Here is an 18,945-nt window from a genome sequence, read left to right as displayed (position 1 = left end):
CCGTGAGTGGCCTGATATGGGCAGGAGATTTGGCGGATAGTACCTATAAAAAAGTATTTAGAAGGCGAATGATTGCGCCTGGGGTTGCAGCTGCTTTTGTGCTGGCGGAAGTTCACCCAATGCGGCGCGGTAATGGGTGGAAAGGTACCCAATTTCCTGGTCTTTTAAGCGTGGCATTTTTGGATGTTTATGTTTTATATGGGTTTCTTTCTAATGGCCCGCTATTTGCTATCTTTAAAGAGTTATCGCAGCCCCTTCGGGCTCCGTCGAGCACCCAATTAACAAAACGAATCAGGGAGCAGTCTCTATGAAGAACCAAGCCATTTTCGCGGCGGCATTCGCCTCTACTCTTGTTGTTGCAAGTCCCGTTGTTGCCCAGGATCGGGCCGGTTGGCCGGATAACTTTACCGTTGGTACAGCCAGTCAGGGCGGCACCTATTTCGCCTACGGCTCAGGTTGGGCTAACTTTGTTGCAGAAAATCTGGGCGTTTCGGGCGGTGCTGAAATTACTGGTGGGCCAATGCAGAATATGGCGTTAGTGCATACTGGCGATCTCAAGTTTGGCCTCACTACCATGGGCCCGGCTCGCGAATCCATGGATGGCAACAGCCCGCTGGCGCCAGGCATGAAGATGGACAACGTATGTGCCATGTTCCCCATGTACGAAACGCCTTTTTCGGTCACGGCGCTGACCAGCTCCGGAATCAAGTCTATTTCTGATATTCCAGATGGTGCCACCATTGGCTTCGGCCCGGCTGGCTCAACCTCCGACACCTATTTCCCGCGCATGATGGAAACCCTGGGTGTGAACTTCAAGCGTCGTAACGGCAGCTGGTCGGATCTTGGCGGACAGCTTCAGGATGGCCTGATTGATGTTGTCGCGTTTGCCGCAGGCATCCCCATTCCAGCCGTTAGCCAGCTGGAAGTTCAAACCGATGTGAACATCATTGGTATGACCGATGCCGAAGCCAAAAAGGTTACAGATAACTTCCCGGTGTCTGAGTTCATTATTCCAGCGGCCACCTACCAGTCCCTGGATGAGCCATCGCGCGTTGTATCCATGTGGAACTTTGCCATGGTGAATTGCGATATGCCGGAAAGCTTTGTGTATGAAATCACCAAGCTGACCATGGAGCAGAACGAACGGATGGTTTCTATTCACAAAGCTGCCCGCAACTCCATTCCAGAGAACTACAGCAAGAACAACGTGCTGCCTTGGCACAAAGGCGCCGCTCGCTGGTTCAACGAGAACGGCTATACCATTGAAGAAAGCAAGATCAAGTAAGACTGCTGATTTGAATGGTTGAAAGAAAGGGGTCGCAAGGCCCCTGAATAATAGCCGGCAGTTTTCCGGCTCCGATTTGCCTGCAGGCAGGACCCCCAATGACACTCGAACGACACCCCAAAGACTTTTCTGATATAGAGGTGGGCGAAGACCACGTGCTTGCCCACGACGTGGACAAAGAGCCAGTAGAAGCAAACCGCAGGCTGTTTGAAGGCAGGATGCTGAAGTTTGTAACATTACTGGCCATTGTTTACTCCTCTTTCCATCTCTATTCGCTGAATATTGCGCCTTTGGAAACCTGGTCGTTCCGGATTGTGCATATTGCCGGCGCGCTCGTTTTAGGTTTTGTTCTGTTCGCGGGTGCGCGCTTTGTCTCTGCTGAAGAAGGCTCCGCTCGCCACCGGTGGACAACATGGATCGGTGCTGTAGCGCTTTTACCTGCCTTTTATGTGTTGTATCAGACTTACTCGTTTTGGCAGATGGTTCAGAACGGAGCCATGCGGATTCCGGTCGATCTGGAAACCTGGCATTTTGGCTGGCCGTTGCTGGCGGCAACGGGTGTGGGCATTGTGCTGAGCTGGTTCCACCAGCGTGAACGCTCGCGCTTCAGCCTGCCGGATCTGGTGTTGATTGTGTGTTCGATCGCGGTTGCGGCCTATTTTCTTGTGGCTTTTAACACCTCCATGCGCATGTCCACGGGCACATCTTTCGCGCCGGTGGGCATTTCTTTTGCTGCGGTGGCGGGTACTGCGCTGATAATGGAACTTACGCGCCGGGTGGCCGGCTTGGCTCTGGTGATTATCGGGCTGGTGTTTTTGGTGTACGTATTTGCCGGGCCGTACCTGCCAGGTTTTCTGGGCTACCCCGGGCTTTCAGTGCAGCGTTTCTTCAGCCAAGTGTATACCGATGCAGGTATTCTTGGGCCCACCACAGCGGTGTCGTCCACCTACATTATTCTATTCATTATTTTTGCGGCATTTTTGCAGTCGTCCAAAGTGGGCGATTACTTCGTGAATTTTGCGTTCGCGGCGGCTGGCCGTTCAAGGGGCGGCCCTGCGAAGGTCTCTATTTTTGCCTCTGGTCTGATGGGCATGATCAACGGCACCAGTGCCGGTAACGTTGTGTCTACCGGCTCGCTAACTATCCCGCTGATGAAAAAAGTGGGTTACAGCAAAAAATCCGCCGGCGCGGTAGAAGCAGCTGCGTCTACGGGTGGCCAGATCATGCCGCCGATTATGGGGGCAGGTGCCTTCATTATGGCCGAGATTACCGGTATCCCATATACCGAAATCGCCATTGCGGCCATTATTCCAGCGATTCTTTACTTCGCGTCTGTGTATTTTATGGTGGATTTTGAAGCGGCGAAAACCGGTATGCGTGGCATGCGGGAAGATGAGCTGCCCAAGCTGCGCACCATGGTTAAGCAGTGCTATCTGTTCCTGCCCATTATTATTTTGGTGGTAGCCCTGTTTATGGGCTATTCGGTGATACGAGCCGGTACGTTGGCGATGGTGTCTGCGGCGGTAGTTAGTTGGTTTTCACCCAACAAAATGGGCATTCGGCAGATTTTACACGCGCTGGAAACGGCCTCCTACATGGCCATACAGATTATTGTGGTGTGTGCGGCAGCGGGCGTTATTGTCGGTGTTATTTCCTTGACCGGGGTTGGAGCACGCTTCTCTGTGCTGTTACTTGATGTGGCCGAGGCAAGCCAATTGCTGGCGCTGATTTTCGCCATGTTTATCTCCATCTTGCTGGGCATGGGGATGCCCACGACGGCGGCCTATGCGGTGGCGGCTTCGGTAGTTGCGCCGGGCCTGGTGCAGCTGGGTATCGAACCTCTGACGGCGCACTTCTTCGTGTTCTACTTTGCGGTGGTTTCCGCCATTACTCCGCCGGTTGCCCTGGCTTCTTATGCGGCGGCAGGTATCTCCGGCGCCAACGCTATGGAAACCTCTGTGGCCTCTTTCAGAATTGGTATCGCGGCGTTTATCGTACCTTTCATGTTCTTCTACAACGGCGCTCTTTTGATGGAGGCTGGCTGGTTCGATATAGCTCGGGCACTGGTTACGGCGCTCTTTGGCGTATACCTGCTCTCGGGCGGTGTACTGGGCTGGTTTGGAAACATCACAGCGTCCTGGATCGTCCGTATATTGCTGATTGGCGCCGCACTGATGATGATTGAAGGGGGGCTGGTATCTGATCTGGCTGGCATCGGGCTTGCCGCAATAGCGTTTGTGATGCAGCGTCAGCGCAAGGGTCGCCTGGCTGCTGCCTGAACTATGCCCTCGTCGCCCGGTCCTTGTCCTTCACGGGGCCGGGCGATACTCTGGCGTCCTTTAACGGTATTTCGGGAACCGGGTTATGTCCTACCGGATAGGCGCTTTTGTTATATTCGCGATCACCCTTGCGGTGTCCTGGATCCTGGGTGGTTGGGTTGGTTACCAGCAGGTTGAACAGGATAGCCTCGAAGAATCTTTCCGCTACCGCCAACTCGTGGGGAACGAGCTTAACCGCTATCTGCCCATTCCGGAGCTGATGGCTGAACACCCATTGCTTGCGGCAGCCCTTAATGCTCCTGGCAATCCCGCCATTATTCACCAAGCCAACGAAGAAATGCAGCGTATGGCAACCATCGTTGGCAGTTCGGATGTGTATCTGATGGACACAGCCGGGCTGACGATTGCGGCCAATAACTACCAGCAGGCAGGCAGTTTTGTGGGGCGCAATTTCAGTTTTCGTCCCTATTTTTTTGAAGCTATAAAATCCGGCAGGTCTGCCATCTATTTCGCATTGGGTTCCACCTCCCGGGTCCGTGGGTTGTACTTCTCTCATCCGGTGCGTGGAGAGCAGGGCCAGCTACTGGGTGTGGTGGTTGTGAAAGTATTGGTGCACGAACTGGAATCCCAATGGCACAGGCCGGCTTCCGTGCGTGAGGCGGAAATGGTGGTATTGGATGAGGCTGGTGTCAGTTTTTTGGCCAGCAAGCCGTCGTGGTTGTACCGGGATTTCACAGGCAGTGCTGAAAAGGCGCCTGGTGAAGCATCTCGTCAACGGTATCCTGATCGGGATCTCAAACCTGTGTCACTGCAGTATCAGGGCAAGCCTTTTGGCTTGTCTGGCGCATCCGAGACGTTGCGCATCAGGGAGGATGGCAGTGCTCAGGAGTACCTGAGCGTGCGAACACCGCTGCCGAGACTCGACTGGACGTTGAGGGTAATGGTCAGTACATATTCGGTAGTGTGGACTCGCCTCGGGTTTGTAATGGGCGGTATCGCGATCTATTTTGGTGTTCTTCTGGCGTGGCTGTATCTGCGTGAGCGCTATCGTCGAGAGGCGGAGTTAGCTCTTAGGGGTGAACAGTTGGAGCTCAGTGTCACTGAACGAACGGCCGATCTGGAGCAATCCAACCGCAAACTCATTGATGAGATTCGGGAACGTGAACGCACTCAAAGCGAGTTACGGGAAACCCAGCAGGAGTTAATTCAGGCAGCCAAGCTGGCGGTGCTCGGGCAAATGTCCGCTGGGCTTAACCACGAAATGAGCCAACCGCTTACTGCAATCCAGACCTACGCCAGAAACAGCCGCCGCTTTCTGGAAAAGGGCGCCGCCGATATGGTGGATGAGAACCTCAGTGAAATTGTACTTCTGTGTGACAAAATGGCCGAACTGACTCGCCAGTTCAAGGTGTTTGCCCGGAAGTCCGAGGGGCCACCCACCATCGTGGATTTTCGCTTGTCTGTGGACGCCTCTTTGAAAATTATCGCAGCACAGAAAAGCAGCGCGGGCATTGATATTCGTTGGAGTCGCCCTGAGCAGCCAGTGCTATGTCACGGTGATCTGATCCGCATTGAGCAGGTTATGGTCAACTTGCTTGCCAATGCAGTGCAGGCTGTAGAAAGTCAGCAGCAGCCGATAGTCACTATTGATGTCGAGGAGAGGGGAGAATGCTGGCGCTGTTTTGTCCGGGATAACGGGACCGGACTGCCGGCGAACACCGAGCAGATTTTTGAGCCCTTTTTCACGACTAAATCGGTGAAACAGGGGCTTGGGCTGGGGTTGTCTATTTCAAGGCAGATTGCTGATGCTTTGGGTGGCCGGCTTACGGGGCGCAATCGCAGTGACGCGCCGGGTGCGGAATTTGAATTTACCCTGCAAAAAAGGGAGGCCACGGAATGACAGAACCCTCGGTTATTTTTGTTGATGATGACCCGCACATACGCAAGTCCATTGCCCAGGCATTGACTCTGGAAGACTTGCCTGTTCAGTGCTATGAAAGCGCCGAGGCAGGGCTGCAAGCTATTACACCTGAGTACAGTGGCGTAGTGCTGTGTGACTACAACATGCCGGGAATGGATGGGCTGGAAATGCTGGGCGCTGTTCAGACGCTGGATAAATCCATTCCGGTTATTATTCTGACCGGCCAGGGTGACATCAGCACAGCGGTTTCAGCCATGCAGCAGGGCGCCTATGATTTTATTGAAAAGCCCTTCAATCACGATGAGCTGATTGAGCTCCTGCGCCATGCCCTGGAGAAGCGTCACCTCGCCCTGGAAAACCGCCGGCTCAAGGCCCAGTTACGCCATTTGGCCCGGCCCGGCCCCAGGATACTGGGGGATACGCCTAGCATGCAGAAAGTGATGGATACCATCACACCGATTCTGGATATTTCCGCCAACACACTCTTGTTTGGCGAGACAGGCTCCGGTAAGGATGCGCTCGCCCGCTACATTCATGAAAACAGCCCACGGGGAGCCCATAATTTTGTGGCGATCAACTGCGGAGCTGTGCCGGAAAACCTCATTGAAAGCGAGCTGTTCGGGCACGAGGCGGGAGCATTTACCGGAGCTGACAAGCTACGAATTGGCAAAATAGAGCATGCTCACAGGGGTACCTTGTTTCTGGACGAGGTTGAGAGCATGCCAATGCCGCTGCAGATCAAGCTGCTGCGAGTTCTCGAAGAGCAAAAAGTGGAACGCCTTGGGAGTAATCAGGTACAGGATGTAGACGTTCGCATTATTGCGGCCACGAAAGCCGACCTGAAGGCGCTCAGCGATGAAGGGAGCTTCCGTGCGGATCTGTATTACCGGTTGAACGTGGTGAAAGTGGATATACCTCCTTTGCGAGAGCGCAAAGAAGATATCCCTATGCTGTTCCATCACTTCGTCCTGATTGCAGCTGCCCGTTATGATCGGGAGAGCATTCCTCTGGATGCCAGCCAGGCGGCACGGCTAATGCACCACAGTTGGCCAGGAAATGTGCGTGAGTTGCGTAATCTGGCGGAGCGGTATGTGTTGCTGGGGCCGGCAGCCCTTGATGACAGTGAGCCGGTAGCCAAAGCCGATGTGAGCGGGCGGCGAACCCTTGCCGAAATGATGGACAGCTTCGAACACTCGGTGCTGACCAGTGCCTTGAATGCGTGCCATGGCAGCATCAAAGACACCATGGTGCAGTTGGGCGTTGCCCGCAAAACCCTTTACGACAAGATGAAAAAGCACGGTTTGGATAAGGCTCAGTTCAAAGACTGAGCCGGGCATTTGATACGCAGACGCACGAACGTTTACACGCTGGATACAAAATACGCAGTACCCTCAATGATAATATCCGCGCCTATTCTGTAGCATCTCGCCTCCTTGCAATGGGTTAGACCTTCTGCCCACTCCTTCCAGCAGATACAAGATAAATTCGATATGAAAAATCTTACCATTCAGATGCGCGTGCTGTTGCTGGCACTTATCCCAGTGATCGTGCTTACCGCGTTCCTGACCACATACAATCTCAAACAAGCTCAAGGCATAGGCACTGAAGCAGTGGCGGGTTTCTCCTCAGATATGGAATCCAGCAAACGCCAGGAGCTCAAAAACTATATTGAGTTGGCGCGCACATCCATTGCCCATCTATACAACCAGCCCGGTTCGGCGAACGACCCTGAAGTTCGGGAGAAAGCTTGGGACATACTGCGCCAACTGAGGTTTGATGATTCCGGCAGTCCGGGTTATGTGTTCGCCTATGACACCAGCGGTGTCAGTGTTATGCATGGCGTCAACCCGGCATTGGAGGGTAAGAACCTCTGGGGCTTTAAAGATCCTAACGGTAAATATTTGATTCGCGAGCTTGTAAAAGTAGCCCGCAACGGCGGAGGTTATGTTCCCTATCACTGGGAAAATGGCGATACCGGTGAGGCTGCTCCAAAGCTTGGTTACGCCGTGATGTTGCCGAAGTGGAATATCATGATCGGTACAGGGTTTTGGGTCGATGGTCTGGAAGACCAAGTCGCCGCCATGGACAGCAAAGTCGGCGGGGCATTGGGCAAAGCGGTCGTTGGCTCAGTAACTACCTCTCTAATTGCGTTAGCTATCATTGTGTTTTTTGCCCTGATCGTAGTCCGCAGCATCATTCGGCCTCTGAAATCGGCGGTGTCTGCAATGAGTGATATTGCCAATGGAGATGGTGACCTGACACGTCGATTGGAGGTGGGAAGCAAGGATGAATTAGGTCAGTTGGCGACGGCCTTCAACAGCTTTGCAGAACAAGTGCACGGGTTGGTTGAAGGGGTTCTTTCGTCCACCCGCACGCTGAATGAAGCGTCTGCGGAACTGAATCAGATTATGGATGAGGCGGGGCAAGGTGTAGAGCGTCAAAAATCCGAGAGTGATCAAGTCGCAACTGCCATGAATGAGATGACGGCCGCGGCTCAGGAAGTGGCAGGTAATGCCAGTGAAGCCTCCAACGCTGCAGATCATGCCACGGTTCAGGTATCCGATGCTCAGGGCTTGGTACATCAGACTATCGAAGTGATTGGTGGCTTGTCCGAGCAGGTCGAAGAGGGCGTTAAAGTTATTGAAAAGCTGGGCTCTGATTCCCACAAGATCGACAGCGTTCTGGAGGTTATCCGTGAGATAGCTGATCAGACAAACCTGCTTGCCCTGAACGCGGCCATCGAAGCGGCACGAGCCGGCGAAGCTGGTCGAGGCTTCGCCGTTGTGGCAGATGAAGTTCGTACGCTGGCGAGCAGGACTCAAAAGAGCACTCAGGAAATCCAGGAAACCATTGAGCGGCTGCAAACCGGTGCCGGCAATGCCGTGAAATTGATTGGCTCGATCAGTGAACGCAGTGAGGCCACTGTTACGGAAACGCGCAAGGTGAATGACGCGTTGCAGAGAATCAATCAGGCGGTTGGAACTATCAATGATATGAACAGCCAGATTGCCAGTGCCGCTGAAGAGCAGACCAGCGTTTCCGAGACCATCAATCAGAATGTTCATGAGATTGTTGCAATCACGGAGCAGACTGCTAAAGGGGCATCCCAGGCGGGCTTGGCAGCGCAGCGTCTCAAGGCACTGGCGGCAGATATGTCAGACCAGGTCAGTCGATACCGAGTGTAAGCTAAGCGCTGAAGCATCAAAAGCCGGGCCGTGACCCGGCTTTTGTAACTGTGTCAGAGGTTGGCTTCGGCAAACTCCGCCAGCAGTGAGCGAGGTACACCTTGCAGGTGTATATGGCCACCGTGGCTGAAGGTTTTGAAACGTTCGGTCATGTAAGTCAGGCCCGAGCTTAGGGCGCTCAGATACGGCGTATCAATCTGTGCCAGGTTGCCCAGGCAGATCACTTTGGACCCGTTACCGGCACGGGTGATGATGGTCTTGATCTGGTGCGGCGTCAGGTTCTGGGATTCATCAATAATAATCAGGCTATGCTGAAAGCTGCGGCCTCGAATGTAGTTCATGGATTTGAAGTGCAGGGGCACCTTGCTGAGGATGTAGTCCACACTGGCGGTCATGTTCTCGTCGTCTTCGTGCAGTGCTTCCAGGTTATCTACAATGGCCCCTAGCCACGGCTCCATTTTTTCCGCCTCGGTGCCAGGCAGGAAGCCAATATCTTCATCCAGGCCCTGGGTTGAACGCGTGGCGATAATCCGCTTGTAGAGCTTGCTGGCCACAGTCATTTCGATGCAAGCGGCCAGCGCAAGAATGGTTTTACCTGAGCCTGCTGACCCGGTCAGGTTCACCAAATGAATGTCTGGGTCCAGCAGCAGGTGCAGCGCCATGGCCTGATAGATATCCCGCGGCACCAAACCCCAGACTTCTTCGTTCATCAGATCGTGCTGATGCAGATCCCGGATGACTACCTGGGAGTCGTTAATGTTAACCACCCGGCCGATAAACCCCTGCTCATCAAGAACAAACTCGTTGATGTTCAGTTTGGCCAGCTCGCCTTCGCGTTTGAGAATGTGTTCTGTTATCCCGTCTCGCTGCAGAGTTTCTACTTTGGCAATGGTGTCCCAAAAAGAGTTCGGGAACTCGATATAGCCCTTGGGAAGCAGGTCAATGTCATCAACCAACTGGTCGTTCTGGTAGTCCTGAGCCTCAACACCAAACCCACGGGCTTTCAGCCGCATATTGATGTCTTTGCTTACAAGAATGATGTCCCGGGATGTGTGCCGCTCCTGAAGCGAAGCAAGGGTATTGATAATCTTGTTATCGTTCAGGTGCTCAGGTAATGAGTGGCCACTGGCGTGTTCGGTGCTCATCAGTATTGAGAGCGTTCCCAGAGGCTTTGCCATTTTGGCCCTTACTATGGGCACACCTTGTTCTATCTCTTTGGGGCTGGCATCACCGAGCAGTCTGTCGATGGTGCGGATTGCCTGGCGACAGTCGGCTGCGACACTTTGTTTGCCGGATTTAAGGCCGTCGAGTTCTTCAAGAACGGTCATCGGGATGATGACATCGTGTTCTTCAAAGTTGAGAAGGGCGTTGGGATCGTGGATCAGAACGTTGGTGTCGAGGACGTACATGGTTCTACGGGCTTGCGATGCACTTTCCGGTGTTCTGGGCATAGGGGGCGCTACCTCTGTGGTGGGTCTCAGCTGTTACTGGCGCAGCGTTTCGTAAGCTCCTCATTCGAGACGATTTTCAGCATATCATATGTAGTTACGATGCCGGTTATCCTGGTGTCTTTGGTGACAAAAATCCGGTGTAGATGTTCTTTCATCATGATGTTGGCTATGTCGCGCACCGGTGTGGTTTCGTCAACCGATAATACAATGGGGGTCATGATATCCCGTACTTCTACCGGTACTTTGCCCATCTCCTCGAAAAGTACCATGCGTAAGCGCCGGGCTTCCTGCTGCTCTTCTGCCGTGAGTTCATCCGCGGTGTTCGTATTGGAACGCTTGGCATTCCAGCGGAACTCGGTGATATCCTTTAGGGTGGCGATGCCAATAATTTCACCGGATTCATCCGTAACAGGGCTGCCCGTGATTTCATTGTCAGTCAGAAATCTGGCGAGACGATCCATTGTCCAGGATTGTGGCACCGCCTTAATGCTAGGCGTCATTATTTCGTGTGCGAGCACTGTCATCAGGTGATCCCTGCTTTGCGAAGTCCTTTGCCAGAGCTTAGCGTTTCACACCTGGCTCGTCACCCCTCAGATGTCGCTGGTTTGCCTTACATCAATCAGGCGGCCGCTCTCGTCATAGATCAGGCTGAAGCCCTGATAGCGCTCTTTGCTTGCTACCCGCTCTAACTCTTCCAGAGATCTCACCGGTATATCAACCAGAAGCGTGTTAACCAGCCAGCCGGGCAGGGCGCCATTGGGGTCTGTGTGCTGAAGCCAGATCATTCGGGTTTTGTCATTTTCAGGAATAAAACGATATTGGGTGTTTGATAACCCAACCCGTACGCGGTTGCTGACTTCTGCACGCATTTCAGGCACAGCGCTCATTTCCATAATGACTTCGCCGGAGGCTTGATTGCCCTTTGTGCTAATGCTGATTACGTAGTCCCGATCAGATACGGGCCAAGGCAGGTCATTGACGGAGTAGGCGTAGCGCTGATGAAAATTGCCTTTTCCGATCGCGTAAGATTCGGTGCAGTTGAGCAACCATTCCATGCAAGACGCGGGGTTCTGCATCACGGCCATAACAGATTCGATGGGGGCATCAATCAGGGCTTCGGCTTTAAATGCCTGAAAGCTGGAGTTGCTCTGGCTCATGGTGTAGATGCGTATGTCGCCGGATTCTTTGCGCAAGCTCCATACCTCGCTGTCTTCGCCTGGTAAACCGGCGCTAACAGTGGTGGTCGCCATTGCAGAAGCCAGCAGGGCGAACATTACACCACTGATGACTGAGGCCCAGTCTTTAAGGCTGTGGGCTTCGGTCTTGTTCATAAGCTACACTTCCTTGAAAAAATTGCGCAGAGTCTATCACGGGGTGACGGGCAGTATGAGCCCGAAGCAGGGGATTGTGAACCAGGTTGTTGCCCGGTGAAACAGTTCGATAAATTGGCCTGATTTGACGATTATTATGACGATAAAGAAACTGATTGATGGCAAGGGACGCTTTGCTCCCGGCGTACTGAGCCAGCCGGTCGAAGAAATAAACTATCTGGATTACGACCTGCGTACGGTAATGGATAAACCTCGCACCAGGTTCGCCCGGCGCTGGCGGTTTAACCAGTTCCAGTTTGTGAGTGCCACTGGCCCCGGGTGGGTGTTTGGTATGGCGCTGGTGGATTTAAAACTCGTGGGGAGTGGTTTTTTCTACCTCTACGATTTTGCATCCGGGCAGATGCTTGAGCAAAGCTTTATGAGCCCTTTGGCAATGGGAACCCAAATAGAACCTTTCCCTGAGCGTGGCCAGGCCTCGTTCAGAAAGGGCAAGGTTTCCATGCGCATACTGCCCTTCGCAGGCGGCAGGGCAATTTCGGTATCCGCCCCCGGTGGAATCCGTGTGGAGCTTGCGCTGAAAGAGGATAACGACCCACTCCGGCTGGTGTGCCGTGCGGGCTACAATGGCTGGGTGTTCACCCGGAAGTCGGCGGGCCTGCCGGTTGAGGGTGAGATTCGTTGGGGCAATCAAATTTGGCGCTGTGATGAAGGCACTCGCGGTGCTATTGATTGGAGTTGCGGCTTTATGCGCCGCGAAACGGCCTGGAACTGGGCGAGTCTGGCGGGGCAACTGCCAGGCGGCCGATCACTCGGGCTTAATTTAGCCGCGGGCGTTAACGAAACCGGCATGACAGAAAATGCTCTGTGGTTGGATGGGCAGTGCCAGACACTTGCAGCTGCCCGGTTTAGCTTTGATCGCTACAGTGCTGAAAGTGACTGGCATGTAACCACGGTAGATGGCCGGGTAGACCTGCGTTTTGTGCCGGCCACGGCTCGTAAGGAAAAGCTGAATGCAGGGGTACTGGCGTCCAACTTCCGGCAGTATGTAGGCACCTTCAATGGAACCGTCACCGATGAAAGCGGTAACAAGATTGAGGTTGAGGGTTTGCAGGGGTTTATGGAAGACCACTTCGCGCGGTGGTAACGGCAAAGAGCGCCAGCCTACAGAAAGCTGGCTGGCGCTCGCTCACATCACCGGGACTGAACTGGCTCAGCGTTCGGGCAGTGTGACATTCAGCTCCAGAACGGAGCAACTGCCATTACGGTCTACTTCTACCTGAACCATGTCATCGCTGATCTGCACGTATTTACGAATGACCGCCAGTATTTCTTGCTGCATTTCCGGCAAATAATCCGGCTGGTCGCGCTGCCCGCGTTCGTGGGCCACAATGATCTGCAAACGCTCTTTTGCCACATTGGCAGAGCCTGATTTCTTGCCTCTGAAATAGTCGAGGAAACTCATCCGTTAGCCTCCCTTGAACATCCGTGAAAAGAAACCCTTTTTCTGGTTAGTCATGAAGCGCTGTTTGCGCTCCTCACCCAGAAGGCGTGCAACTGCGTCGTCGTAAGCCTGGCCAGCGTCGCTCTCGGTTTCGAGTATAACGGGCAACCCCTGGTTTGAGGCGTTGAGCACAACCTGGCTTTCGGGTATTACGCCGAGTAACGGAATGGCGAGAATCTCTTCGACATCTGCCACCGACAGCATCTCCCCTCGCTCGACCCGATCCGGGTTGTAGCGGGTTAGCAGCAGGTGCTCCTTAACCGGGTCTTCACCCATTTCGGCGCGCCGCGATTTGCTTTGCAGAATGCCAAGAATGCGGTCGGAATCTCGAACGGAGGAAACTTCCGGGTTGGTTACTACAACGGCCTCATCCGCATAGTACAGGGCCATAAGCGCCCCATGCTCAATCCCTGCGGGTGAGTCGCAAATGATGTAGTCGAAGGTCTCAGCAAGTTCGTTGATAACTTTTTCAACACCCTCTTTGGTAAGCGCCTCTTTTTCCCGGGTTTGTGAGGTCGGGAGTATGTAGAGGGTATCAACCCGCTTGTCACGGATCAGCGCCTGATTGAGCGTTGCATCACCCTGTATAACGTTTACAAAGTCATACACCACGCGGCGCTCGCAGTTCATGATCAGATCGAGGTTACGCAGGCCTACATCAAAATCTACCACTACAGTTTTGTGGCCGCGTTTGGCAAGACCGGTGCTTATGGAGGCGCTGGTGGTGGTTTTACCAACGCCGCCCTTTCCTGAGGTTACGACAATAATTCTAGCCAAGGTTTATTTCCTGTATCTCGTGGATTCGTCGTGTCAGCCGGATGTGTCGCCCGGTCAAATTATTTTGCTCGATTCCAGTATCAGGCCTTGTCCAGTGGTGCTACCACCAGCAGGTCGTCCCTGAGCTGAATCTGCACAGCGCTTTTCCAGCCGTTATTTTGAAGATCTTCGGAGATTTTATAGTGTCCGGCGATGGACACAAGCTCTGCCTCAAGGGATTGGCAGAAAATTCTGGCAGATTCCGAGCCATGAATGCCCGCCAGAGCCCGGCCGCGCAATGGACCGTAAACATGAATGCTGCCCGCTGCCAGTACTTCTGCACCGGCTTGAACCGGTGCGAGAATAACCAGATCGCCCTCGGGTGCGTGAACCTGTTGGCCTGAACGCACCGGTTGGCTGATGATTTTTGCCGGAGCAGCTTCTTTTGCTGTCTGAGGTGCAGGCGCTGCAGGGGCGTCAGCTACCTCTGCTGTGGTTTCGTGGTCCTTGTCTCTTTGTCCGCTCCCGGGCATTAGTGCCAGAGAGGCTCCGCGAGCAAGACGGCGCTGATCGTCATTCCCGCCACGAACGCCAATCACATGAATGCTGTTGCGGCGGCAGGCGCCGATGATCTTGAAAAAATCCAGTTCGCTGTCGAGGCCTTCGTACTTTTCCAGGCTTATGATCAGAGGGATATCCCGAAAGAAGCCGGGAGCCTGGCTGATTTTGTTCCTCAGCGTTTCCTCAAACTCGTCGTTGTCGAAGTAATACAGTTCCAACGCTGTCATGGAAACGCTGGCGCTTTTCAGCTGGAATACCTGCTGTACCCCGGGTGCAGTGATGTTGCTCATGAATGGGTGTCGTCCTTGATGGATGGCTCGGTCGGGCGGCGCAGGCGCAGCGGCGTATCTTCAAAGCGAATGCCAGACCAGCCGGTGCCAATGAATTGGCGAATGTTGCTGTGGCTTTCACTGGCAGGGTTGTCTAATACCTGCTGATAATGTTGAGCAAACAGTTTCAGCGTGTCTGCTTCATTCAGTGTGCAGTAAAGGCCGAGCCCAAACACTTTGCACGAACCTGCATTTTCACCGGCCGAATTAAATAAAGGTCCGTTCTGGAAACTGGCGGGTGTGTAATCAAAGTGCCGCTCTATCAAAGCGAGAGTGTCATCAAAATTGGCATGGCCACCCCCTATCGAAGCCAGGTGAATACGTACTGCTTCATTTACATTCATCACTTGTGATCCTGTTTAGGACCTGTTTGATGTAGGGCTTTCCACTCTTCGTACGGCATGCCGTAAATCTTTTCCCTGGCAGCAGGGTCAGAAATCTCAACGCCGCGCTCACTGGCTTCTGCCCGGTACCATTTGGAAAGGCAGTTGCGACAGAATCCGGCCAGATTCATCAGATCAATGTTCTGAACCTCGGGGTTGTCTCCCAGGTGCTTAACCAGGCGGCGAAAAGCTGCAGCTTCGATTTCAGTGCGCTTGGAATCTGGAATAGGGTTCGACATGGTGCCTCGTTATGAGATTCTGTGGTTGTCTTGGAGATTCCTGACATTCTCAGCATCTTACTTTAAGATACAAGACTGTATAAATGTACAGAAACCCGACGCGAGCCCAATGATTATGCCTCAACGCAAGATCATCCACGTGGATTGTGACTGTTTTTATGCGGCAGTTGAGATGCGTGATGACCCAACGCTGCGTGAGGTGCCGCTGGCGGTAGGCGGCGAGGGTGGCCGTGGCGTGGTGACTACCTGTAATTATAAAGCCCGGGCTTTTGGTGTGCGCTCGGCGATGCCTGGCGGCGAAGCTCGGTGGCTATGCCCCGGCCTGGTTACCGTGCCGCCTGATATGGCCCGCTACAGAGTGGCATCACAAAAGGTGATGGGCATTCTGCGAGAGTTGACCGATCTGGTTGAGCCCCTGTCACTGGATGAAGCCTTTCTGGATGTTACTGATGTGACCGAGCATAAAGGGAGCGCCACATTAATGGCTCGCTACCTGCGGGAGCGTGTGGAAAAGGAAGTGGGGATTACGATTTCTGCCGGGGTCGCCCCCAATAAGTTTCTCGCCAAGATTGCCAGCGATTGGCGAAAACCAGACGGTTTGTTTGTGGTAAAGCCTGATGAGGTCGACGGTTTTGTGCGCGAGCTCAAGGTTGAGAAATTGTTTGGCGTTGGGCAGGTGACGGCGGCTAAATTACATGCGTTTGGTGTGAAAACATGTGGTGATTTGCAGGCACTGGGCGTTGATGTGTTGATCGAACGCTTTGGTAAACAGGGGTATCGGTTGCATGAAATGGCCCATGGCCGGGATGAGCGGCCGGTGGTGGTATCCAGAATTGCCAAATCTGTGAGCGTTGAGCGTACTTTTTCTCAGGATTTACCAGATATTGCCGCCTGTGAAACGGTTTTGGCATCACTGGCGACAGATCTTAATCTCCGCCTTACCCGTAAGGGTCGTGATAAGCCCATCCATAAGCTGTTTATAAAAATACGCTACAGCGATTTTTCCACCCACACATTGGAGCGGGTGCGGGAAAACATAAAAGAGCCAGGATATGAAGACTACCTCCCACTGCTTACCGAGTTGGTGAGTAATCGAGAGCGGCCGGTTCGGCTGCTGGGCCTAGGGGTGCGCTTTCGCAATGATGATGCACCGGTGACTCAGCTCAGATTGTTTGATTGATGTCAGTCTGAGAAAAGGCACGCTAGGGGCTGAAAAAGCATGTCACCGATAGATACCCCATCAGGCCACCAATAAATGCGCCCGCGAGAACGTCAGAGGGATAGTGCAAACCCAGTACCACTCGGGATGCGGCCACGCTCAGTGTAAAGGGAGCGGTTGCCAGTGCCAGCTTTGGCATTGTCATGAACAAAATGGTCTGAAAACAGGCAGCGTGCAGGGTGTGGCCTGAAGGAAAGCTGTAGCGGTCCAATGGTGGGGTGCCGCAACTAATGGAGGGGAATGATATGAAGGGCCGTTCGCGGATTAGCCAACGCTTAAGTAATTTGTAGGTCAGGGTGCAGGTCAGCCCAGTCAGAGTCATTAGCAGTGCCAGGCCTTGGCCAGTCTCTCGCTTCAGGAAGGGGATGGCCAATATCAGTGCGTACCAGAACCAACCATCCCCCAGCCGACTTGCCAGTTGGAAATAGCGCATGATCGGCCGAAATTTGGCAATTTTGTTTATGTGCTGGCAAAAAGCGTATTCACGCTGATCTGCGAGCTCAAAGAAGCGGATCGCCTTGCTGCTTTCTGACATGGGTTAGATCCTTATCGTTCTCCACCCCGCGGCAACAATCGCCCTTGAGTGGCTATATAGATTGTATCCGGGTAGCTAGCTTGCCAGACTGGCTTGGATCATGACGTTCCCTCTGGTTTTTATTACTATGGCTCCACTATGGGAGCTTTGGGTGACGGGCACATGACACCCCTGTGACACTTTTATTACGCATTCAACAATCTTGAGCGGAGGCGCAATGCAAACCCGAAAGCTAGGCCGTACGGATCTTGAAGTCAGTCTTATCTGTCTGGGCACCATGACATGGGGGGAGCAAAACACAGAGCAGGAAGCTTTCGAGCAGCTGGACCATGCCACTTCTGAAGGTGTGAATTTTATTGATGCTGCGGAGATGTACCCTGTTCCTCCGCGGGCTGAGACTCAAGGTCTAACAGAGACTTATCTCGGGAACTGGCTGGCGCGGCGCGGCCGCCGAGACGATCTGGTGATCGCCTCTAAAGTCGCCGGTCCCGGGAATGGGCTCAGTTACTTGCGAAATGGGCCCCGCCTTACCCGCGACCACATTATTGAAGCCTGTGATGCCAGCCTGAAGCGTCTGCAGACGGATTATATCGATCTCTATCAGGTGCACTGGCCGGATCGCAGCACCAATTTTTTCGGGGAGCTCGGCTATCGGCCAGACCCGAAAGAAAAGTCGACGCCAATTGAGGAAACCCTCGGCGCACTCAGTGAGCTGGTGGCGGTAGGGAAGGTTCGGCATATCGGGATTTCGAACGAGACGCCTTGGGGCACGATGGAGTATCTCCGCCTGGCAGGGGAGAATGGGTGGCCGCGCATTGCCAGTATTCAAAACCCTTACAACCTGCTGAACCGTTCTTTTGAAGTGGGGTTGGCGGAAATAGCTCATCGTGAGCAAACAGGCTTGCTGGCGTACTCCCCGCTGGCGTTTGGCATGCTGTCTGGCAAGTATATGGGTGGTAAGTGGCCGGAAAAGGCTCGCCTCACGCTTTATGAGAGGTTCAGCCGCTATACCAGTGAAAGAGGGGTTGATGCGACTCGAGCCTATGCAGAGCTTGCGAGGCACATAGGGCTATCTCCGGCTCAAATGGCGCTGGCGTATGTTAATAGCCGCAGTTTTGTAACCAGTAACATCATTGGTGCCACCAACATGGAGCAGCTCCGTGAAAATCTGGGCTCGTGCAGTGTGAAGCTTAGTCAGGATACGTTGGAGGCTATTGACGCGATTCATAACGAATTTACCTACCCTTGCCCCTGAAGACTGTCGAAAATCTATGGTTTCTCTTAAGCTGTTGATGCTAAAAGGAATTGGCTGGCTTTAGAGAAGTGGGTGTTACATTCTGAAATATTGGCGATCATATATTGACAAAATGTCTGCGAAAGCGTGACAAAAAAGAGGCATGACTGCGCGCGATTTCACATCTTTTTGCCGCTAAGGGGTTAGACTTTAGTCAATGGGGTGAGTAAACTTCTAATCCGTTTAAAAGGTCGCTGTAAGTATCATGATTATCCGCATATTTGTCACACTGCTTGTTCTCAACGTCGCCGCGTTTGTGGTTCGCGCCGAGGCGTCTGAGCGCGCGTTTGAGGCGACCAGCGAAACCATGACAGTAGAATATGTATATGAGCTTCAGCAGCGGATGTCCCGTGATTTTGAAGAAGATGATGCTGATGCGGTTGCCGTTGCCGAAATTGGCTCTCGTTTGTTAAGTCTTTCTTTGGTGCGCGCGAACGATAACGGCAAGCACTACGCCTCGCAGCCGGCGCAGGCTGATCATGGAATCGCGCTGCTGAATGAAGGTGCATGCCTCAACCTGAAATGGAATTTCTGAATCTGTAGTCGCCCGGTTCTGGTTGCCTCCTTTGCTTCATATCGTTTTCCCGCTCATCTGATTCATCCTTTCGCTGTACTGGCTTTTTCCTGCAATACATTGGTTTAACGCCAGATTAATGATCTGGTGCATTGTCTGTCT

19 protein-coding genes are annotated in these 18,945 nt (G+C 53.3%); 10 read left to right on the top strand and 9 right to left on the bottom strand.

Annotated features, from left to right (window positions below):
• The first annotated feature begins 2 nt into the window (after window positions 1-2).
• The 6 genes from AADB16_RS16240 (at window position 3) to AADB16_RS16215 (ending at window position 8,670) form a co-directional block, all read left to right on the top strand.
• Window positions 3-311, top strand: a complete 309-nt coding sequence (locus AADB16_RS16240; RefSeq protein WP_410804790.1) for a hypothetical protein — start codon at window positions 3-5, stop codon at window positions 309-311.
• Entirely contained in the window at window positions 308-1,285 is a 978-nt protein-coding gene (locus AADB16_RS16235) for a TAXI family TRAP transporter solute-binding subunit (RefSeq protein ID WP_410804788.1), read from the top strand. The genes AADB16_RS16240 and AADB16_RS16235 overlap by 4 nt, the downstream gene beginning before the upstream one ends.
• Before the next feature lie 98 nt (window positions 1,286-1,383).
• Window positions 1,384-3,564, top strand: coding sequence for a TRAP transporter permease (locus AADB16_RS16230; RefSeq protein WP_309044833.1), 2,181 nt, complete (start codon window positions 1,384-1,386; stop codon window positions 3,562-3,564).
• Window positions 3,565-3,649: 85 nt separating this feature from the next.
• On the top strand, window positions 3,650-5,464 hold the full coding sequence (locus AADB16_RS16225; RefSeq protein WP_410804785.1) for an ATP-binding protein: 1,815 nt from the start codon (window positions 3,650-3,652) through the stop codon (window positions 5,462-5,464).
• Window positions 5,461-6,813 (top strand): sigma-54-dependent transcriptional regulator, encoded by a 1,353-nt coding sequence (locus AADB16_RS16220; protein WP_410804783.1) that lies wholly within the window; start codon window positions 5,461-5,463, stop codon window positions 6,811-6,813. The genes AADB16_RS16225 and AADB16_RS16220 overlap by 4 nt, the downstream gene beginning before the upstream one ends.
• A 162-nt stretch (window positions 6,814-6,975) precedes the next feature.
• Window positions 6,976-8,670, top strand: a complete 1,695-nt coding sequence (locus AADB16_RS16215) for a methyl-accepting chemotaxis protein (protein ID WP_309044830.1) — start codon at window positions 6,976-6,978, stop codon at window positions 8,668-8,670.
• A gap of 53 nt (window positions 8,671-8,723) precedes the next feature.
• Here the strand turns inward: AADB16_RS16215 and AADB16_RS16210 are convergent, their stop codons facing one another.
• From AADB16_RS16210 to AADB16_RS16200, 3 genes are all read right to left on the bottom strand, one after another.
• Window positions 8,724-10,079, bottom strand: coding sequence for a PhoH family protein (locus AADB16_RS16210; protein WP_410804988.1), 1,356 nt, complete (start codon window positions 10,077-10,079; stop codon window positions 8,724-8,726).
• A 68-nt stretch (window positions 10,080-10,147) separates the two neighbouring features.
• On the bottom strand, window positions 10,148-10,645 hold the full coding sequence (locus AADB16_RS16205) for an HPP family protein (protein WP_410804780.1): 498 nt from the start codon (window positions 10,643-10,645) through the stop codon (window positions 10,148-10,150).
• Between the two features lie 66 nt (window positions 10,646-10,711).
• Complete coding sequence (locus AADB16_RS16200; RefSeq protein ID WP_410804778.1) at window positions 10,712-11,452, bottom strand: START domain-containing protein; 741 nt, start codon at window positions 11,450-11,452, stop codon at window positions 10,712-10,714.
• 136 nt (window positions 11,453-11,588) lie between these two features.
• On the opposite strand from AADB16_RS16200, the gene AADB16_RS16195 reads away from it, so the two are divergent.
• On the top strand, window positions 11,589-12,596 hold the full coding sequence (locus AADB16_RS16195) for a DUF2804 domain-containing protein (RefSeq protein ID WP_309044826.1): 1,008 nt from the start codon (window positions 11,589-11,591) through the stop codon (window positions 12,594-12,596).
• A 66-nt stretch (window positions 12,597-12,662) separates the two neighbouring features.
• Here AADB16_RS16195 and minE read toward each other — a convergent pair whose 3' ends face one another.
• The 5 genes from minE to AADB16_RS16170 form a co-directional block, all read right to left on the bottom strand.
• Window positions 12,663-12,914 (bottom strand): cell division topological specificity factor MinE, encoded by a 252-nt coding sequence (gene minE, locus AADB16_RS16190; RefSeq protein WP_298449854.1) that lies wholly within the window; start codon window positions 12,912-12,914, stop codon window positions 12,663-12,665.
• A 3-nt stretch (window positions 12,915-12,917) separates the two neighbouring features.
• Window positions 12,918-13,730, bottom strand: a complete 813-nt coding sequence (gene minD, locus AADB16_RS16185) for a septum site-determining protein MinD (protein WP_410804776.1) — start codon at window positions 13,728-13,730, stop codon at window positions 12,918-12,920.
• A gap of 80 nt (window positions 13,731-13,810) precedes the next feature.
• Window positions 13,811-14,560 (bottom strand): septum site-determining protein MinC, encoded by a 750-nt coding sequence (minC, locus tag AADB16_RS16180; protein WP_410804774.1) that lies wholly within the window; start codon window positions 14,558-14,560, stop codon window positions 13,811-13,813.
• Window positions 14,557-14,943, bottom strand: a complete 387-nt coding sequence (locus tag AADB16_RS16175; protein WP_410804772.1) for a HopJ type III effector protein — start codon at window positions 14,941-14,943, stop codon at window positions 14,557-14,559. The genes minC and AADB16_RS16175 overlap by 4 nt, the downstream gene beginning before the upstream one ends.
• Window positions 14,943-15,221: a DUF1244 domain-containing protein gene (locus AADB16_RS16170; RefSeq protein WP_410804770.1), complete on the bottom strand. Its 279-nt coding sequence runs from the start codon at window positions 15,219-15,221 to the stop codon at window positions 14,943-14,945. Before AADB16_RS16170 ends, AADB16_RS16175 begins: the two co-directional genes overlap by 1 nt.
• Before the next feature lie 115 nt (window positions 15,222-15,336).
• Here AADB16_RS16170 and dinB point away from each other — a divergent pair, with 115 nt between their 5' ends.
• Window positions 15,337-16,401 carry a DNA polymerase IV gene (gene dinB / locus AADB16_RS16165; protein ID WP_410804986.1) on the top strand — a complete coding sequence of 355 codons (1,065 nt, stop codon included), beginning with the start codon at window positions 15,337-15,339 and terminating at the stop codon, window positions 16,399-16,401.
• A 22-nt stretch (window positions 16,402-16,423) separates the two neighbouring features.
• Here dinB and AADB16_RS16160 read toward each other — a convergent pair whose 3' ends face one another.
• A complete protein-coding gene (locus tag AADB16_RS16160) occupies window positions 16,424-16,975 on the bottom strand; it encodes a phosphatase PAP2 family protein (RefSeq protein ID WP_309044822.1) in 552 nt (183 codons plus the stop codon).
• Window positions 16,976-17,192: 217 nt separating this feature from the next.
• Between AADB16_RS16160 and AADB16_RS16155 the strand changes: the two genes are divergently transcribed.
• Both AADB16_RS16155 and AADB16_RS16150 read left to right on the top strand, forming a co-directional pair.
• Window positions 17,193-18,230, top strand: coding sequence for an NADP(H)-dependent aldo-keto reductase (locus AADB16_RS16155; protein WP_410804767.1), 1,038 nt, complete (start codon window positions 17,193-17,195; stop codon window positions 18,228-18,230).
• A 244-nt stretch (window positions 18,231-18,474) separates the two neighbouring features.
• Entirely contained in the window at window positions 18,475-18,804 is a 330-nt protein-coding gene (locus AADB16_RS16150) for a hypothetical protein (protein WP_298449864.1), read from the top strand.
• Window positions 18,805-18,945 lie beyond the last annotated feature (141 nt).

Origin of the sequence: Marinobacter sp. KMM 10035 (assembly GCF_046537445.1) — a bacterium.
Taxonomy (GTDB): Bacteria; Pseudomonadota; Gammaproteobacteria; order Pseudomonadales; family Oleiphilaceae; genus Marinobacter; species Marinobacter sediminicola.
Note: the sequence above shows the minus strand (reverse complement) of the source record. Positions and strands in the feature narration are given on the sequence as shown.

Coding starts and splice junctions, on each gene's coding strand:
- AADB16_RS16235 (WP_410804788.1), top strand. CDS start 308: ATGAAGAACCAAGCCATTTTCGCGGCGGCATTCGCCTCTACTCTTGTT.
- AADB16_RS16230 (WP_309044833.1), top strand. CDS start 1,384: ATGACACTCGAACGACACCCCAAAGACTTTTCTGATATAGAGGTGGGC.
- AADB16_RS16225 (WP_410804785.1), top strand. CDS start 3,650: ATGTCCTACCGGATAGGCGCTTTTGTTATATTCGCGATCACCCTTGCG.
- AADB16_RS16220 (WP_410804783.1), top strand. CDS start 5,461: ATGACAGAACCCTCGGTTATTTTTGTTGATGATGACCCGCACATACGC.
- AADB16_RS16215 (WP_309044830.1), top strand. CDS start 6,976: ATGAAAAATCTTACCATTCAGATGCGCGTGCTGTTGCTGGCACTTATC.
- AADB16_RS16210 (WP_410804988.1), bottom strand. CDS start 10,079: ATGTACGTCCTCGACACCAACGTTCTGATCCACGATCCCAACGCCCTT.
- AADB16_RS16205 (WP_410804780.1), bottom strand. CDS start 10,645: ATGACAGTGCTCGCACACGAAATAATGACGCCTAGCATTAAGGCGGTG.
- AADB16_RS16200 (WP_410804778.1), bottom strand. CDS start 11,452: ATGAACAAGACCGAAGCCCACAGCCTTAAAGACTGGGCCTCAGTCATC.
- AADB16_RS16195 (WP_309044826.1), top strand. CDS start 11,589: ATGACGATAAAGAAACTGATTGATGGCAAGGGACGCTTTGCTCCCGGC.
- minE (WP_298449854.1), bottom strand. CDS start 12,914: ATGAGTTTCCTCGACTATTTCAGAGGCAAGAAATCAGGCTCTGCCAAT.
- minC (WP_410804774.1), bottom strand. CDS start 14,560: ATGAGCAACATCACTGCACCCGGGGTACAGCAGGTATTCCAGCTGAAA.
- AADB16_RS16175 (WP_410804772.1), bottom strand. CDS start 14,943: ATGAATGTAAATGAAGCAGTACGTATTCACCTGGCTTCGATAGGGGGT.
- AADB16_RS16170 (WP_410804770.1), bottom strand. CDS start 15,221: ATGTCGAACCCTATTCCAGATTCCAAGCGCACTGAAATCGAAGCTGCA.
- dinB (WP_410804986.1), top strand. CDS start 15,337: ATGCCTCAACGCAAGATCATCCACGTGGATTGTGACTGTTTTTATGCG.
- AADB16_RS16160 (WP_309044822.1), bottom strand. CDS start 16,975: ATGTCAGAAAGCAGCAAGGCGATCCGCTTCTTTGAGCTCGCAGATCAG.
- AADB16_RS16155 (WP_410804767.1), top strand. CDS start 17,193: ATGCAAACCCGAAAGCTAGGCCGTACGGATCTTGAAGTCAGTCTTATC.
- AADB16_RS16150 (WP_298449864.1), top strand. CDS start 18,475: ATGATTATCCGCATATTTGTCACACTGCTTGTTCTCAACGTCGCCGCG.